The sequence below is a fragment of the Pseudodesulfovibrio sediminis genome (genome assembly GCF_020886695.1).
Classification (GTDB): Bacteria; Desulfobacterota; Desulfovibrionia; order Desulfovibrionales; family Desulfovibrionaceae; genus Pseudodesulfovibrio; species Pseudodesulfovibrio sediminis.
Genome location: NZ_AP024485.1, coordinates 2,841,006 through 2,855,163, shown reverse-complemented (window position 1 = coordinate 2,855,163; position 14,158 = coordinate 2,841,006). Strand labels below are relative to the sequence as shown.

Genomic DNA, 14,158 nt, shown 5'->3' with positions numbered 1-14,158 from the left:
TGATCAGGCATCCTTGTCCAGGTATGCCATGAACTTGGTGGCGGCCTCATGCGTCGGATTGAGTGCAAGGGCCTTGCGCAGGCTCTCACGACACTCATCCAGGTCACCCCGCTCGAAGTAGGCTCTGGCGACGTTGTAGTAGAGATTGTCGTCGTCTTCGGTAATTTCCAGGGCACGAGAATAATAGTCCACGGCCTGATCCAGCAGCTTTGATTTGCGCAGGTTGATGCCGAACTCGTTGAAAAGGTGCTTGTGTTCGGGGGAAAACGCCGCGTCCAGAGAAACGAGCCGCTCGAAAATATCACCCGCTTTTTCGGATTCGCCACGCTCCATATATGTCAGGCCCAGACCAAAGTTGGCCCGCACATTCTTCTCGTCAAAACTGAGTGCCGCTTCAAACTCGAACTGGGCGGAATACAACGCCCCCTGCTCCCGCTGCGCTTCGGCGCGCTTCAGTGTGGAGTTCATCTCCTTGATACGCGGAAAGACGTGCTCCTGATAATATTCGATTTCCGGGTTGTACCGTTCCAGAAAGTCGACCAAAGGCACGGATTCCTTGGGACCGGACGGCACATTGTTGTTGTTCAGCGGCTGTACCAGTACCAAGCGATTTCCTTCCGCGTCAGGTTCCCCTTCCTCGGCATACCAGAAGGCTTTTTGCACGGCTTTGCGCTGGGTGGTCCCTGTACCGACTTTGGACACGGTTTGAGAGGAAAACGCACCGGAAATTTTTTCGATCTCCACGTCACCGGGGATATCCACTGACGGAAGCGGGTCCTGCTCCACCTTGGAAGCCGATTGTCCACCCGGGGGAGCGGGCTTTTCGTCTGGCCGATTTTCGTCTTGGGTCACTGTTTTTCCTCGTTTTGAACTCGTAGTAATGAGGGTATGAAGATACACCGGGCCGGAAACGAAGGCAACTCATCTCATAGACACAATAAACGGACTCATGCAGGTGACAATCCACCATATATTATATAAAGCCATGGACGGCGATCACAAATCGCATTTTCGCCTGTCCCTGAACCACCGAAACACCGTCTCACACTGTTATGGAGAAGAATCATGAGCACTATCGGAAAACGCATCCGATCCTACCGGGAAAAACAAAATCTCAGCATTGAAGATCTGGCCAATCGGACGACCCTGGATCAGGACTTCATCGAGGCCGTTGAAGAAGAGGACATGTACCCTTCGCTGCAACCGCTGGTGAAAATGGCCCGCGCTCTGGGCGTAAGACTGGGCACCTTCATGGACGACCATGTTTCCAGTGACCCGCTTATCATCAAGCTGGCCGAACGCGAAGAGGAACTGACCATGCACCCCGACGGCAAGGAGCCGGGCATGAAGTTCCACTCTCTGGGCAAAGGCAAGACCGACCGCCACATGGAACCTTTTTTTGTCGAACTGATGCCCGAATCTGCCAAGGACGTCTCGCTGTCCTCGCATGAAGGTGAAGAGTTCATCATCTGTCAAAGCGGTAAGGTGCGTGTCACTTACGGCCAGGAAGAATCCGTACTCGAACCGGGTGACTCCATCTATTTCAATTCCATCGTGCCCCACAACGTGGCCTGCGGCGGAGACGAAAAGGCCGAAATCTACGCTGTCCTCTATTTCCCGGTGTAGGCGGTGAACATGACAGCACTTCGCGAGATGACTCTCGGCCAGATCCTGGATGAAACAATCGAGAAACACCCTGATCAGGAAGCGGTCGTCTATGTGGACCGCGGCTTTCGCCTGACATACAGGGAGTTCGGTGAATTGGTGGACACCATTGCCAAGGGACTCATGGGCCTCGGCGTCCAGAAAGGTGAAAAGGTCGCGGTCTGGGCCAACAACGTCCCCTACTGGGTGGCCCTGCAATTCGCCACGGCCAAGATCGGGGCCATCATGCTCACGGTCAACACGCACTACCAGTCCCATGAACTCAAATATCTGCTGGAGCATTCCGAGACCGAAAACCTGTTCATCATCGGCGAATACCGGAACCACGACTATCTCCAGACCGTGTACGACCTTGTCCCCGAACTCAGGATTCAGGAACGGGGCCAGCTCAAGACCAACAAGTTTCCCAAGCTCAAACGTGTCTTCTACCTCGGCCATGAAAAACATCGCGGCCTGTATTCCATCCCGGAACTCCAGGCCATGTCCTCCATGGTTACCCATGAAGACTACGCCGCCCGTCAGGCAGAACTCACTCCGCATGACGTGGTCAACATGCAATACACCTCCGGTACCACCGGGTTCCCCAAAGGGGTCCAGCTGACCCACTACAACATCGGCAACAACGGGTACTGGATCGGCCAGAACCAGGCATTTCAGGCCGGGGACAGGCTCTGTCTCACCGTGCCGCTCTTCCACTGTTTCGGCTGCGTGCTCGGCGTGCTCGCCTGCATCAACCACGGCGTGACCATGGTCATAAAAGAGGACTTCGTTCCCCTTGAGGTCATGCACGCCATTGACGTGGAAAACTGTACCGCCGTGTACGGCGTGCCCACCATGTACATCGCCATGCTCGACCACCCCATGTTCGACAAGTTCGATTTCTCCAGCCTGCGCACCGGCATCATGGCCGGTTCTCCCTGCCCGGTGGAGGTGATGAAAAAGGTCATGGACAAGATGAACATGAAAGAGATCACCATCTGCTACGGGCTCACCGAGAGCAGCCCGGTCATGTCCCAGACAAAGATCGGCGACACCATCGAGCACATGACCGAGACCGTCGGTACGGCCATGCCCGAAGTCGAGATCAAGATCACGGACCCGGAAACCGGCGAAGAATGTCCGCCCCATGTTCAGGGCGAGGTCTGCTGCCGCGGCTACAACGTCATGAAGGGCTACTACAACAACGACAAGGCCACGGAAGAAGCCATCGACGCCGAGGGCTGGCTCCACTCGGGCGACCTCGGCGAGCTAGACGAGGACGGCTACCTCTCTATCACGGGACGGCTGAAGGACATGATCATCCGTGGCGGCGAAAACATCTATCCGAGAGAGATAGAGGAATTCCTCTACTCCATGGACGGTATCCTCGACGTGCAGGTGGCCGGTGTTCCCAGCCAGAAATTCGGCGAGCAGGTGGGCGCATTCATCCTCCTCAAGGATGGCGCCGAGCTTGAACCCGAAGACGTCGTGGATTACTGTCGCGGAAAGATCGCTCATTACAAAACCCCGCGATATGTAACATTCATGACGGAATATCCCATGACCGCATCGGGCAAGATTCAAAAATACAAACTCCGCGACTACGCCCACGAACTGTGGCCGGACGCGTAGGGAATAGACAGTAACCATCCGGGGGAAAACTCGTGAGAGGGTTTTCCCCCGGACGCCCTTTCAAGTACTTTTGCGCGCCGCCAAAAGAAGTACAGGGAAGCGTACAGCGATATTGGCGGCGCAGTGAAGGAAACGTCCCTTCACACACCAGGTCCCACACCGTTTCGATGTGGCGCCACATAGTTGAGGAGGATTCTCAGGGAACCTTTTTCAAAAGGCTCCCTGAGCCGCCGGAGGCATCTTTCAAGGAGGCAGTAATGGAACAGTACAAAGAGATTGCACCGCGTCTAATCGGTGTTCGTGAAGGCGTTGGTTGGACCCCAAAGGAGATGGCTGACCTGCTGGGGGTTACGGAAGAGAAGGTTGTCGGCTACGAATCCGGCACCGTGGAGATCCCGGTCGGCTACATGCTGGACGTGTCCCGTCTGTGCAGAGTGGACCTGACCACCCTGATTTCCGGTCGTGAACCCCATCTGAAATCCTACTCCCTGGTCCGCAAGGATGAGGGTTTTGCCGTGGATCGACGCAAGGATTACGACTACAAATCCCTGGGATACAAATTTTCCGGGCGCGAAATGGAACCGTTTCTGATCACGGTTCCGGCCAAATCCGGTGACGATATGGCCGAGACTGCACACCGTGGACAGGAGTTCATCTATGTGCTCGAAGGCCGTCTGGAAGTCAGAATGGGCGGCGAACCGATCATCGTTGAGCCCGGCGACTCACTGTATTTCAACTCTGAAACGCCGCACGCGTTGCGTGGTCTTGATGGCAATGAAGTCACTTTCCTCGATGTGATTCTCTAGGGCTGGCCGGATACCCCGGTCCGCCCGGAACAAGTTTTGACGTTTTTGCCTGCGAAAAATACCAAATTTGAACAGAGATCACGGAGAAAAACCACCATGTTCACCAAAGAAGAATACTCAAGCTACGAAGACTTCTGCGCCCGATACAAACCGGAATGCCCCGAGAATTTCAACTTTTCCTATGATGTCCTGGATGCACTGGACCCAAAAAAGACCGCGCTCATCCATGTGGACGATGCCGGAACCCGTCGCGAATACGACTTCAAGTTCTTTCAGGAAACCTCTTCCAGACTCGCCAATGCGCTCATGGCCAAAGGCGTCAGGAAAGGCGACCGCATCATGCTGGTGCTCTATCGCCGCATGGAATACTGGACCGTCATGCTCGCCCTGCACCGCATCGGCGCGCTGCCCATTCCGTCCCCCTCGCTCCTGACCAAGAAGGATATCTCCCAGCGCGTGAACTACGCCGGTATCTCCGCCATCATCTGTGAAGACTCCATCTGCGAGCGTGTTGACGAAGCCAAACCGGATTGTGACGGCCTGAACCTGCTGGTGCAGATCGACGGCACGACCAATGACGGCTGGCTTGATTACGAAGAACTCATGGCCACGGGCGACGCCTCCTGCCCACGCACGGCCGACACGCCCTGCAACGATGATCCCATGGTCATTTTCTTTTCGTCCGGCACCACAGGCCTGCCCAAGATGGTGATGCACACCTTTGCCTACCCGGCCTCCCATTTCACCACCGGCGCACTGTGGCACGACCTTGAAGACGGCGATATCCACCTGACCCTGTCCGAAACGGGCTGGGCCAAATCCGTATGGGGCAAATTCTACGGCCAGTGGATGGCCGGCGCCACCGTGTTCGTCTGGGACTTCCGCGGCAAGTTCGAGCCTGCCCACCTGTTGCAGATCATGGCGGACAACAAGATCACCACATTCTGCGCACCGCCCACGGTCTACCGTTTCCTGGTACGTGAAGACCTGTCCAAATACGACCTGTCCGCTCTGCGCCACTGCACCACTGCGGGAGAACTGCTGAACGATTCTGTCTTCCACGCCTGGAAAAAAGCGTTCAATATGCCGCTCTACGAAGGATACGGCCAGACCGAGACCACACTGCAGGTGGCCACCTTCAAATTCATGGAACCCAAACCCGGCTCCATCGGCAAACCCGTCCCCGGCTGGGATATCGCGCTCATGGATGAGGAAGGCAACGAGGTGCCCCAGGGTGAAGAGGGAGAAATCTGCATTCGCATCGACAAGCCCGTACTCGGCCTGTTCGACTCCTATATGGATGAACCGGAAAAGACCGCCAACGTCAAATGCGGCGACTGGTATCACACCGGTGACAAGGCCTGGGCCGACGAGGATGGATTCTTCTGGTTCATGGGACGCACCGACGACCTCATCAAATCTTCCGGCTACCGCATCGGCCCCTTTGAGGTCGAATCCGCGCTGGTCGCTCACGACGCCGTCATCGAAGCGGCTGTCACCGGTCTGCCCGACGAAGTCCGCGGCCAGCTGGTCAAGGCAACGGTCGTGCTCGCTCCGGGCTATGAACCGTCCGAAGAGCTGACCAAGACCCTGCAGGCTTTTGTCCGCGACCTGACCGCGCCGTACAAATACCCCCGCGTCATTGACTATGTGACCGAGCTGCCCAAGACCATCTCCGGCAAAATCAAACGCAAGGAGATTCGCGAGGCGGATCTGGCCAATCTGCCGAACTAACTCCATCCGAAACCACTTTAAAAAGGCGCGCCATGTAATTACATGGCGCGCCTTTCTCGTGACAACTCATTGTCAGCCGGAACGAATGGGAGAGTAGACGAGGTCAGTTTTCCTCTGTCTCCACGGCGTCCTGCGCTTCATTTTCTTCGGCTGCGGCCACGCCTTCTTCGGTCACGAGGGAGGCATAGGCATCCTTGAAAATCAGCTTTGTGGCCAGGGCATCGGCCTGTTCGCCCAGATCCATCAGCGTTTCAAGGAAGTCGAGAATGAGCAGACGCCGCTCTTCTTCGCCGTGTTCAAACTCGAATTTACAATCACCGGATTCAAAATATGTGGCCACACGTTCAAGATATTCAATGTCGAGCATAGGTAAAAATCTCCGCTATTCGTGATGATAAGGCATGTTTTTATGGATGGTTCCTGCTCGGTACAGCTGTTCAAGCAAGACCAGACGGGCCAGTTCGTGCGGCAGGGTCATGTCACTCAATCGAATGGAATGACGGGCCGCCTGCTTGACGTCATCAGACAAACCAAAGGGACCGCCGATGACAAAAACAGGCCGCTGATTGGGCGCATCCGTCCATTTCTGAAGCAGTTTTGCTAACTTTTTGGAGGTCAGACGGTCACCGAATTCATCAAGAATGATGAGCACGTCCCCTTTTTTGACCTTGGAAAGAATCCCTTCGCCCTCTACCTTGCTCTTCTCCAAGGCGGGCAACTTGCCGGGCGCGTCCTTGACCATGGCCTCGTCCAGCTTGAAAAAACGGGACAGTTTCTTCCAGTAATGGGCGCAGCCATCCTTGGAAAATGGCTCTTTGAGCTTGCCGACCCAGATGAAACCGATCTTGCTCATCTAGACGCTCTTGAGTTCCGCGGTCACCATGTTGCCGTCAAAATCAATGCGCACATACCCACCGCCAGCGAGCATGCCGGGATTGATGACCGGGGTCTTGCCGATCATGGCAACGCCGGTTGCCTCGTGAATGTGGCCTGTGAGGACGACGGCGGGCTGGGTCTTTTCGATAAAGGAACGAACAGACGGACTGCCCACATGCTGGCCATTGCCAAGCACGTCCACCTCGGTCTCAAAGGGCGGCTCATGGATTGCACAAATCAGCTGATAATATCCCTTGGCCTGGCTAACGGTCTCTTCCAGCCATCGGCCGAGCCTGCCTTCCGAGACTTCGCCCGGCGTGCCGAAGGGGGTGGGCGTTGACAGACCGACTCCCATGAGACCAAGCCCCGGAGCCAGCTCGCGCACCCGCAGGTGCATATCCATGCCCTGCGCCTTGAGATAGGCCTGCACCTCATCGGTATCCATGTTGCCCGGCTGGGCCAGAATACGCGGATTGATGGCGGCCACGGCGTCCAGGACATCTCGAACGGCGCTTTCACCGCCCCGGTTGGTGATATCGCCGGTGATGATGACGCCATCGGCCTCTGCCAGGTCAGGGATGGACCCGAGCAGCGCAGTGGATTCGTGAATATCGCCAAAAGCTATCCAATACATATGCGTTTCTCCATAAAAAAGATGGGACGACACTATCCGTGAGCGTGGAGAGAGTCAACGAGGTGGAGCGCTTCTTTCGGCTTGCAGGAATTCCTCCCGCTTAAGCGGCCACTCATTCTTATGAGGGACTTTCCAACACCACTTCCATCTGCCCGGCCTCCACAGCCAAGCCGCCGACCTGCACCGTGTCGGGCCGGCCGTTGTGACGATGTACCGTGACCTCGATAACGCCCTCCTTTCCCATGGCAACGCCCTGTCTGCCGCAATAGGAAACCACGTCTCTGTCCGGGAGTCTGCCGTGCTGCGACAGATACGCACCGCACGGCCCGTTCCCATTGCCGGTGACCGGATCTTCAGGGATGCCCACTGCCGGGGCGAACATCCTACCGCTGGTCAAAGCGAGGTCGTCCTCGTCATTGAAAGCGAACACGAAAAAGCCGTTGCACTGCGTAGCGCGGCTGCACGCCACGAGCGCATCCATGTTAGGCATCAGGGAATCGAGCGTGTCCACGGACCGGATGGGGACCATCACCTTGGAATGGCCAGTGGAGACCTCCTGCACTGGCAGGTCCGAAAGCAGGTCGTCAACAGTCAGCCCGAGAGCCGCGAGGATGCGGTCTGTGGTGTGCCGATCATAGGGCGGGGTAAAGACCACCTCGCCCTGGGTCATGATGATTTTCATGTGGTCACCGGCCCCGATGATATCAACAGGAAGCACGCCCGCACCGATCTTGGCGACATACCGTGGTATCGGCCAACCCCAATGCTCTGGCGCGGGCAAAATGCGCCCCCACGGTGGCGTGACCACAAGTCGGCACCTCTGTGGACGGCGTGAAGTAGCGAACGTGCAGTGCGTGCTCGGTGGAGTCCGGGGTGGGAATCATGAATGCGGTTTCAGACACGTCGACCGTGTGCGCCACGGCCTGCATCTCGCTCTCACTCAACCCGGTCGCATCCAACACCACGCCTGCCCGGTTACCCTTGCCCGGCGTGCTGGTGAACGCATCGACCAACAGAACTGATATTTTCTTTTTCATGGACGGAAGGATAGATTTTCCCCGAGGAAAAAACAATCGGTAGCCGCCCCCCCCTATTAGAACATGGGATCTTCGATGTGCCGCTCTGCCATGCTCCCGCACAGCGTCTGATCAGGCCTCGACCACAACCCCATCGGCCATGGAGACAACCCTGTCGGCCTTGACCGCGTACTCGTTGTCATGGGTGACCATGACAATGGAGAGTCCATCATTCTTGAGATCGGCAAGCAACTCCATGACGGAATCCCCGGTGGTCTTGTCTAGATTGCCTGTGGGCTCGTCCGCGAACAAGACAGACGACTCCTTGACCAACGCGCGGGCAATGGCCACGCGCTGTTGCTCTCCGCCGGAGAGGTGACCGGGAATCTTGGCTCCCTTGCCACCCAGTCCAACGCGCTCAAGGCAGGCGTCAGCCCGCATCTTGATCTCTCTGGAAACCGGAGCAAGCCCCTTCATGTAGGGCAGCAGAACGTTCTCTCTGGCCGACAGGAACGGCAGCAGATAGTGAAACTGGAAAATAACGGCAAAGTCATGGTGGCGCAGGGCGTTCAATTTTCCTGCCGAAAACGCGGTGACATCCTGCCCCTTGTACATGATCTCTCCAGAGTCAGGGGCAAGGAGCGTGGACAGGATATTCAGGAACGTGGTCTTACCGGAGCCGGATCGGCCCACAATGGACACGAATTCGCCATAATCGACCGAGATATCCACACCGTTCAAAGCCTGGGTGTCGACCCCTTCGGAGCGGAATGTCTTGATGATGTTTTTTGCTTCAAGCATATGCCCCCCCTACAGTGAAATGAGTGCTTCAGACGGTTCGATGGCCGACGCCTTCCAGGCCGGGAAGAACGCGGACAGGACCGAGACAAGCACGATCAGCAAACTGGTCATGGCCAGATGCGTGAGGTCAAAGGAAAGGGTCGCCGCCTCGGCCATATCGAGCACCTTGAGCATTTCAAGGCTGAGCGCGACCCCGCCAAAATAGCCGATCACGCCAGCCAGCATGCCGATGAGCATGGCTTCGAAACAAAAGATGGAAAAGATGGATGCGCGACCGAATCCGAGAGAGCGCAAGAGGCCGATCTCCTTGATGCGCTCGTTCACGGACGAGAGCATGGTCACGCCCACCATACAACAGGCGATGAAGAGAATGATGAGGGACACGGTCAAAACAAGCTGCTTGACGAAATTGACCGAGTACATCCGCTGCTTGACGATGGATTGTAGAGCCTGAATGTCCGTGCCCGGCAACGAGGCCTGGAGCTGGGACACGATATCTTCAATGGGGCATCCGGCGCACAGTGCCGCCACTTCAACAAAGCTCACCCGATCTGATGAACCGAAGTGGGCCTGCGCAAACTGCATACCCGCAAAAATAACGGAATCATCATCGCTGCCGGTGGGCATGAGCACCCCGGAAACCGACGCTGTCACCCCATCGAGTTCCAGCGTATCCCCGGGCTTGAGACTGAGGCGCGCTGCTGCCTTGGAGCCGACGACTACACCAGTATCGGATGTGGGGAATGTCCCGTCCACTGCCCAGTACCCTTTGAGCACCTGCTCCTTGTCCCAGCGGACACCGATAACGCCCACCGCGACATCGTTCGCCTTGGCCATGGCAACAAGCTTGGGCGCCACCACCGCTATGCGGTCCTTGAGTTCGATGCTCCCTGTTCTGGAGACCACCTCCGATTCGCTCAGATCGGTCACCCCAAGCGCCATATCACCCATGGAAAACCCGCCGTAACTCACGGTCAGCTTCTCGCTTTTGGGCATGATCAGGATATTGGCACCATAGGCGGTGAGTTTTTTCTCCAAGGATTCACCAACCACGCTGGATACATAGTTCAGCGAAACGATGGAGGTTACGCCAAGGGCGAAGACGAGCAAGAGGAGCACCGTCTTCACCCATTTGCGGCGTGTATTCCGGAAGGGGATGGTCAGAAGATTCATTAGAAATACTTGCTCCCGGCAATAATGGAACTTTCCATGATACTGACGACCGAGCCATCGTCAATACGACTCAGGGGAGAAGGATTGCACCCGCCCTGCACTTCGTTGATGCGCGATGAATGGAAACGCTGGCCGCAGTTGTTGCAGACCATGAAATCACCGTCCTGTGAGTAGCCTTTCTTTTCAAGATAGCACACGTCACAGGCATCAAAAGCCGCACGGATGACCCCGTCAGAACTCTTGAGCAGGAAAAACTTCACTACGCGCCCGGCAGTTTCATACTTGTAATAATGCGCTTCTCCATCCGACATGTCAGCGACCGGGATGGTAACCATGCCCTGGTCTGCGGAAACGCTCTCATATTTGTCAAAACCAAAGAATGCTCGACTGTCAGCCGCCCAGGCCAATGCGACCAACATTGCCATTACTCCAATATACTTAATTATTTTCATTTCGACCCCCTCATTTTATATTTCAGACTTCTACGGTGTGGAATTATCATCTAAGCCCTCTCGAAAACAAAGTCAACATAGTTATCACTCCTACAATTGACCTTCACAGACCGCATGTCATCCGTGGTTGATCGATAAGCACGCGATCACGCCATGCCACAGCTCCCCCCTGCCCATCCGGCAGACAACACGGGCCGTACCTTCTCCATACCCACCCAATGATCACCGGTACAAAACCAGTTGAGCAGATCACCCTTTCGCGGATGAACTGCTCAACTGGTTTTGCTGACAAGCCAAATATGGTTCGGCACGGATGCCGACAGCGTTACTTACCCGCTATTTTCCAAACGGACACTTCGGAAACGAACATGTCTTGCAATTCATGCAGAATCCGCCCTCACCAAGTCTGGCGAGGTCCTTGCGCGTCAACGTCTGGTTGGCCAGCAGGCGAGGCAGCACGATGTCGAAGGCCGTGGTCTTGTAGAACAGCGCACAGGCAGGCACGCCGATGATTTGCGCTGACTTCAGTTTGCCCACCAGCGTCATGGTGCCGGGCAGCATGGGGACGCCGTACAGCGCATCTGTCAGCCCCGCATCGACCAGACCGGCCCGCGTGACATCATCCGGGTCCACGGACATGCCTGCGGTGGTGATGATGAGATCACACCCTGCATCGAGCATGGCCGTGGCAGAACTGGTGATCATCGCACGATCATCAGAAGCGATGTCGCTCATGACGACTTCGCAGCCAAGCTTGATGACCTTGGAGGAAATGATCGGAATGAACTTGTCTTCGATAAGTCCCTGGAACACTTCGGTACCGGTAACAAGAATACCGACCTTGGCCGCCCGCATGGGCAGAATGTTCAGGACCGGCCCCTCGCCCAACGCGGTCAGCGCACGGCTGAATCTGTCGCGGGAGATATAGAGCGGGATAGCGCGGGTTCCGGCCACGCCCTTGCCTTCGGGAATCAACGCCCCGTCATGGCGGGTGGCGAGCATGACATCCGGAGACAGGTTGAAACGGCCAAGCGCGTCAAGGTCAATGGAAAGCATGCCCGGCTTTTCAGCGATAAAGTTGATCTTTCCTTCGTCGGGGTTCGCATCATAGGAGATCCCCTCACCGGCAATGCGCCTGGCAAAGGCCTTGACCGCCTCGTTTTCATGCACCCATTCATCACCGGGCAGGTCTGCTTCGAGATACACCGAGTTCTTGCCGATACGCTGCAGACGACAGACGTCACCGATCTCCAGCGTATCACCGGCCTTGGTGATCGGCCCCTTGGACTTGCCGGATTCAATGCCGGTCATATCGTGCAATGCCTTGTGACCAACGGCCTTTTCCACCGGAACGGCCTTGAGCTGAGGCGCGTCGTCACTGCACCCCACATTCTCGATCTCGATATACGGGGCCTCGCCCTGACAGCCGCGGCAGATGGAGCCGTCATTGCCCGGATAGGCCTCGCCGCAAACCGGGCACACATCAATGGCGGTCATGTGTCCGTGACCGAGAAACTTGGGATCGATCTTGATTTGCTTGATGGAACAGATGGTGTCACCGGCCTCCTTGATCTCGGCAAAGAGCTTGTCCGTGTCCTGCTCTGCCTTGGGCTTTTCCTTCATGAACCACCCTTTGATCTCGGGCCACTGGGCGAGCTTTTCCTGATCCACGGCCACGCGCCATCCCTCGCCGGAAAATTTGTCATACAGCGAGACCGCATACCGACCGAGCAGCTTGACCTTCATCCAGTTGTTGCCGGTTGAACAAAGCGTGAGCAGCTGTACCGCGTCCGGCAGACACTTACCGGACTCGACCATGGCTTCAAACAGGGTTCCCTCAGGCAGACGAGCTTTTGCCGCCGCAACCATGTAGCCGCCGATAAGCAACCCGGGTGCAGGGTACCCGTGAAATTCCTTGGCCTTTTGCTTGAACTCTTCAAACGTGTATTCACCGATATTCATGGAGTCCTCTTTTCTTAGGTTTTTGCCCGTATGAGGTATATGGAGATTGTGCTTACGTCAAACAACATCCTGAAAAAACAGACCATGCCGAGACAGACATAATGCCACAACCTTCCCGATCTTTCACACTGATAGGCACCGGTATTGTACCTGCTTCGTAACAACAAGAAAACCCGCTTATAATAAAAGCGGGTTTGCTCATTTATCGCATTGATTTTCCGGGACGGCCTGTCCTCTCGGGCAACTGCACAGGACGGGGTTTGGGCTTGGGTCGATCCGGTTTATAGTTCGGTGGCGGTCGATAATGGGGGTAATCATGATAGTTCGACCAATGTGTCCCGTAATGCACAGAGAGACCATAGGACACACACCCGGAACCGAGCATGGCCAACAGACCGAGCAAGGCCAGCGTCAACATCAAGCGGGTCCCCTTCATGCTAGAACTCCTCCGGCTGGAATTCCTGAATGCCGAGTATGCCACCGGTAGGGTCCTTGAAAATAGCCACCCGCCCTGATTTGATGTCCATCTGCGGACGGATCAGTATGCGCCCGCCATGGGCCTCAACCCGCGCCAATGTTTCCTGGATATCCAGCACGGCAACATACGGAACCCACTGCGGGCTCACGTCCTCCCAGGGAATGGAGACCACGCCGCATCGGGGAATGGCATTGGCCAGCAACTGTGTATACCGGACCTGTTCATGCACCGGCAGCGACTGAGCAGTGTACCCGACCAGGGTCGCATAAAATTGTATGGCCGCGTCCACGTCATGCGTCCACAGCTCCGCTCCAAGCCAGTATCCATTGGTTGGTTTGACATCCGCCGGATCGCCCAATGGAGATGTCACCAGAGCAAACAGGGCTTCTTGAGGGTCAAGGACCACGGCGACCCGTCCACGGTCCGGCATGTCCTTGGGCGCGATGAGCTTTGTTGCCCCTGAATCCAACGCCTGGTTGAACAGGGCGTCTGTGTTCCGCACCGAGATAAAGGAGAGCCACTGGGAGCCTTTTGCCTTGTCCTTGCGCTCAATAACATTGCCGATACGCTCATGGTCAAAGAGGATATTCTTCACCTTGCCGCTTTCCGGGTCGGTTCTCTCAAATGACCAATTGAAGACGGCATCATAAAAGCGCGTGGCCTGCACTATGTCCGTTGTGTACAGATCAAACCAGACGAACTTGCCGGTCAATTCCAAACCGGCCGCCCTGCCCGTGATGGGTGGGACAATTATTTTTGTGGCGCATCCTGATAATCCAGCAGAACACAACAGAATCAGAACCAGAATATACGGGGAAAAAAACAATTTGCATGAATCACGCTTCATTGAAACAAGCCTTTCTTATATTTGAACACGTATTCGTTATCCTTTTTTAAAGCTAGCATATTCAGTGAAGAAAAAGGAACCCGTACAAGGCAAAAAAAATAAA

The 14,158-nt window shown here is 55.9% G+C and carries 16 protein-coding genes; 4 read left to right on the top strand and 12 right to left on the bottom strand.

Annotated features, from left to right (window positions below):
• Positions 1 to 3: 3 nt before the first annotated feature.
• Complete coding sequence (locus tag SRBAKS_RS13585) at positions 4 to 852, bottom strand: tetratricopeptide repeat protein (protein ID WP_229591427.1); 849 nt, start codon at positions 850 to 852, stop codon at positions 4 to 6.
• 213 nt (positions 853 to 1,065) lie between these two features.
• Here SRBAKS_RS13585 and SRBAKS_RS13580 point away from each other — a divergent pair, with 213 nt between their 5' ends.
• From SRBAKS_RS13580 to SRBAKS_RS13565, 4 genes are all read left to right on the top strand, one after another.
• Entirely contained in the window at positions 1,066 to 1,626 is a 561-nt protein-coding gene (locus SRBAKS_RS13580; RefSeq protein WP_229591426.1) for a helix-turn-helix domain-containing protein, read from the top strand.
• A gap of 9 nt (positions 1,627 to 1,635) precedes the next feature.
• Complete coding sequence (locus tag SRBAKS_RS13575; RefSeq protein ID WP_229591425.1) at positions 1,636 to 3,276, top strand: AMP-binding protein; 1,641 nt, start codon at positions 1,636 to 1,638, stop codon at positions 3,274 to 3,276.
• A 257-nt stretch (positions 3,277 to 3,533) separates the two neighbouring features.
• The gene (locus tag SRBAKS_RS13570) at positions 3,534 to 4,082 is read left to right on the top strand and encodes a helix-turn-helix domain-containing protein (protein ID WP_229591424.1); all 549 of its coding nucleotides are present in this window, start codon (positions 3,534 to 3,536) and stop codon (positions 4,080 to 4,082) included.
• Between the two features lie 96 nt (positions 4,083 to 4,178).
• Positions 4,179 to 5,816: an AMP-binding protein gene (locus SRBAKS_RS13565; RefSeq protein ID WP_229591423.1), complete on the top strand. Its 1,638-nt coding sequence runs from the start codon at positions 4,179 to 4,181 to the stop codon at positions 5,814 to 5,816.
• 103 nt (positions 5,817 to 5,919) lie between these two features.
• On the opposite strand, the gene SRBAKS_RS13560 is transcribed toward SRBAKS_RS13565, so the two are convergent.
• The 11 genes from SRBAKS_RS13560 to SRBAKS_RS13515 all read right to left on the bottom strand — a co-directional run bounded on the left by SRBAKS_RS13560 (position 5,920) and on the right by SRBAKS_RS13515 (position 14,055).
• Positions 5,920 to 6,183 carry a hypothetical protein gene (locus SRBAKS_RS13560; protein ID WP_229591422.1) on the bottom strand — a complete coding sequence of 88 codons (264 nt, stop codon included), beginning with the start codon at positions 6,181 to 6,183 and terminating at the stop codon, positions 5,920 to 5,922.
• A gap of 15 nt (positions 6,184 to 6,198) precedes the next feature.
• Complete coding sequence (locus SRBAKS_RS13555; protein ID WP_229591421.1) at positions 6,199 to 6,669, bottom strand: 23S rRNA (pseudouridine(1915)-N(3))-methyltransferase RlmH; 471 nt, start codon at positions 6,667 to 6,669, stop codon at positions 6,199 to 6,201.
• Entirely contained in the window at positions 6,670 to 7,326 is a 657-nt protein-coding gene (locus tag SRBAKS_RS13550) for a metallophosphoesterase family protein (protein WP_229591420.1), read from the bottom strand.
• A gap of 118 nt (positions 7,327 to 7,444) precedes the next feature.
• The gene (locus SRBAKS_RS17885) at positions 7,445 to 8,008 is read right to left on the bottom strand and encodes a PhzF family phenazine biosynthesis isomerase (protein WP_283816482.1); all 564 of its coding nucleotides are present in this window, start codon (positions 8,006 to 8,008) and stop codon (positions 7,445 to 7,447) included.
• 22 nt (positions 8,009 to 8,030) lie between these two features.
• A complete protein-coding gene (locus tag SRBAKS_RS17880; protein WP_283816481.1) occupies positions 8,031 to 8,363 on the bottom strand; it encodes a PhzF family phenazine biosynthesis isomerase in 333 nt (110 codons plus the stop codon).
• Between the two features lie 111 nt (positions 8,364 to 8,474).
• Positions 8,475 to 9,143 (bottom strand): ABC transporter ATP-binding protein, encoded by a 669-nt coding sequence (locus tag SRBAKS_RS13540; protein WP_229591419.1) that lies wholly within the window; start codon positions 9,141 to 9,143, stop codon positions 8,475 to 8,477.
• 9 nt (positions 9,144 to 9,152) lie between these two features.
• The gene (locus tag SRBAKS_RS13535; protein ID WP_229591418.1) at positions 9,153 to 10,316 is read right to left on the bottom strand and encodes an ABC transporter permease; all 1,164 of its coding nucleotides are present in this window, start codon (positions 10,314 to 10,316) and stop codon (positions 9,153 to 9,155) included.
• The gene (locus SRBAKS_RS13530; protein WP_229591417.1) at positions 10,316 to 10,768 is read right to left on the bottom strand and encodes a DUF2318 domain-containing protein; all 453 of its coding nucleotides are present in this window, start codon (positions 10,766 to 10,768) and stop codon (positions 10,316 to 10,318) included. Before SRBAKS_RS13530 ends, SRBAKS_RS13535 begins: the two co-directional genes overlap by 1 nt.
• 336 nt (positions 10,769 to 11,104) lie before the next feature.
• Positions 11,105 to 12,730, bottom strand: coding sequence for an FmdE family protein (locus SRBAKS_RS13525; RefSeq protein ID WP_229591416.1), 1,626 nt, complete (start codon positions 12,728 to 12,730; stop codon positions 11,105 to 11,107).
• Positions 12,731 to 12,932: 202 nt separating this feature from the next.
• Positions 12,933 to 13,166, bottom strand: coding sequence for a hypothetical protein (locus SRBAKS_RS13520; protein ID WP_229591415.1), 234 nt, complete (start codon positions 13,164 to 13,166; stop codon positions 12,933 to 12,935).
• A 1-nt stretch (position 13,167) separates the two neighbouring features.
• Entirely contained in the window at positions 13,168 to 14,055 is an 888-nt protein-coding gene (locus SRBAKS_RS13515) for a VOC family protein (RefSeq protein WP_229591414.1), read from the bottom strand.
• Positions 14,056 to 14,158 lie beyond the last annotated feature (103 nt).

Coding starts and splice junctions, on each gene's coding strand:
- SRBAKS_RS13565 (WP_229591423.1), top strand. CDS start 4,179: ATGTTCACCAAAGAAGAATACTCAAGCTACGAAGACTTCTGCGCCCGA.
- SRBAKS_RS13530 (WP_229591417.1), bottom strand. CDS start 10,768: ATGAAAATAATTAAGTATATTGGAGTAATGGCAATGTTGGTCGCATTG.
- SRBAKS_RS13540 (WP_229591419.1), bottom strand. CDS start 9,143: ATGCTTGAAGCAAAAAACATCATCAAGACATTCCGCTCCGAAGGGGTC.
- SRBAKS_RS13555 (WP_229591421.1), bottom strand. CDS start 6,669: ATGAGCAAGATCGGTTTCATCTGGGTCGGCAAGCTCAAAGAGCCATTT.
- SRBAKS_RS13520 (WP_229591415.1), bottom strand. CDS start 13,166: ATGAAGGGGACCCGCTTGATGTTGACGCTGGCCTTGCTCGGTCTGTTG.
- SRBAKS_RS13515 (WP_229591414.1), bottom strand. CDS start 14,055: ATGAAGCGTGATTCATGCAAATTGTTTTTTTCCCCGTATATTCTGGTT.
- SRBAKS_RS13575 (WP_229591425.1), top strand. CDS start 1,636: ATGACAGCACTTCGCGAGATGACTCTCGGCCAGATCCTGGATGAAACA.
- SRBAKS_RS13550 (WP_229591420.1), bottom strand. CDS start 7,326: ATGTATTGGATAGCTTTTGGCGATATTCACGAATCCACTGCGCTGCTC.
- SRBAKS_RS13580 (WP_229591426.1), top strand. CDS start 1,066: ATGAGCACTATCGGAAAACGCATCCGATCCTACCGGGAAAAACAAAAT.
- SRBAKS_RS13525 (WP_229591416.1), bottom strand. CDS start 12,730: ATGAATATCGGTGAATACACGTTTGAAGAGTTCAAGCAAAAGGCCAAG.
- SRBAKS_RS17880 (WP_283816481.1), bottom strand. CDS start 8,363: ATGAAAAAGAAAATATCAGTTCTGTTGGTCGATGCGTTCACCAGCACG.
- SRBAKS_RS13535 (WP_229591418.1), bottom strand. CDS start 10,316: ATGAATCTTCTGACCATCCCCTTCCGGAATACACGCCGCAAATGGGTG.
- SRBAKS_RS13570 (WP_229591424.1), top strand. CDS start 3,534: ATGGAACAGTACAAAGAGATTGCACCGCGTCTAATCGGTGTTCGTGAA.
- SRBAKS_RS17885 (WP_283816482.1), bottom strand. CDS start 8,008: ATGAAAATCATCATGACCCAGGGCGAGGTGGTCTTTACCCCGCCCTAT.
- SRBAKS_RS13560 (WP_229591422.1), bottom strand. CDS start 6,183: ATGCTCGACATTGAATATCTTGAACGTGTGGCCACATATTTTGAATCC.